Genomic DNA, 1,812 nt, shown 5'->3' with positions numbered 1-1,812 from the left:
CGGCGCAACCTCACCCCGCCCACGCAACACCGGCAGATCCAGCCGCACCGGAGCCACCACCGCATCCCCCGCAGACAAAGCCGCGTCGAACAACGCCAGACCCAACTCCACCGACAACGCCGGCACACCCGCACGAGCCATCCGCTCCGCGTCCGCCGCCGACAACGTCCCCGTCATCCCACCCGACTGATCCCACGGACCCCACGCCAACGACACACCCGGCAGACCCTCAGCCCGCCGACGCTCCACCAACGCATCCAAAAACGCGTTACCCGCCGCGTAATTACCCTGCCCCGCACTCCCGAACAAGGCGGCAGCCGAGGAGAAGACCACGAACGCCGAAAGCGGTTGTTCACGGGTCAGCTCATGGAGATGCCAGGCGGCGTCGGCCTTCGGCCGCAGCACCTTGTCCAGCCGCTCCGGCGTCAGCGAGCCGACCACACCGTCATCGAGCACACCCGCCGCATGCACCACAGCGGACACCGTGTGACGCGTCAGCAGCTCGGCAAGGGCATCACGGTCCGCGACATCGCAGGCCTCGACCCGGACTTCGGTCCCTTGCAGCTCCAGCTGGGCGACCAGTTCCTCGGCTCCGTCGGCGCCCAGGCCGCGGCGGCTGACCAGCAGCAGCCGGCGCACCCCGTGCTCCGCCACCAGATGCCGCGCCACGACCGCACCCAGACCCCCCGTACCACCTGTGATCAGCACACTCCCCGCACCATCCCAGACCGGACCCGCCGCCGCACGATCCCCCACCACCGCACGCACCAGACGACCCGCCAGCACCTCACCACCCCGCACAACCACCTGCGGCTCATCCACACCCAACGCCGACAACGGCAACACAACCGACTCACCCGACCCGACCGACTCACCCGACCCGACCGACTCAAGATCAAGATCGACCAGACCGAAACAGCCCGGATTCTCCGACTGCGCCGACCGAACAAGACCCCGCACCGCAGCCGCCGCCACATCACGGCCCCCAACCGCACCCCGCGTCACAAACACAAACCGCGACCCCGCGAACCGCTCCTCCACCAAACGCTCCTGAAGCAACCCAAGCACCCGATGCGTCAACGCCCGCACCGAACCAGCCATATCGGCACCGGAGTCCCCGACCACCGGAATCAACACCACATCCGGCACCGCCGACCCATCAGCGGCCAACGCAGCGGTATCCAGGCTCAGTTCGGCGTCGGCACCCGCCATACGCAGGGCCTCCACCAGTCCCAGGCTGTCCTGGCCGACCACAGCGATCGTCTGAGAGGTGCCGGCAGACGGAGTGGACACCGGTGTCCAGTCCAGCCGGAACAGCGCGTCCCTCGTCAGCGCACCCGCCTCATCCAGAGCCTCCGCCGACAACGCCCGCATCGCCAACGACTCCACCGACGCGACCGGCGCACCCATCACATCAGCCACCGCGATCGACACGACGCCATCCACCCCACGCACCAGCCGCACCCGCACCGAAGAAGCCCCCGACGCCCGCAACGACACCCCACCCCACGCGAACGGGACACCACCGGACTGCCGACCAGCACCACCAGCGCCATCAGCAGCCTCACCCGGCGAGCCCACGAACCACGCCGCATGCAGCCCCGCATCCAGCAACGCGGGATGAAGACCGAACGCCCCCGCATCACCCTCGATGCCGTCAGGCAAACTCACCTCGGCGAAGACCTCACCGTCACGCCGCCAGGCCGCCCGAAGCCCCTGGAACACCGGGCCGTACGCGAAGCCCTCGACGGCCCGTGCCTCGTAGAAACCGTCCAGATCCACCGGCTCAGCACCCACCGGCGGCCAAACCGA

At 69.0% G+C, this 1,812-nt stretch carries 1 protein-coding gene; it reads right to left on the bottom strand.

Going from position 1 to position 1,812, the window contains the following annotated elements; genetic code table 11:
* A partial coding sequence (locus CU044_RS10590; RefSeq protein ID WP_275670184.1) for an SDR family oxidoreductase occupies positions 1–1,797 on the bottom strand: 1,797 nt, incomplete at its 3' end.
* Positions 1,798–1,812 lie beyond the last annotated feature (15 nt).

Source organism: Streptomyces sp. L-9-10 (assembly GCF_004151105.1).
In the GTDB taxonomy this organism is placed as follows: domain Bacteria; phylum Actinomycetota; class Actinomycetes; order Streptomycetales; family Streptomycetaceae; genus Streptomyces.
This window is presented reverse-complemented; position numbering and strand designations above follow the sequence as displayed.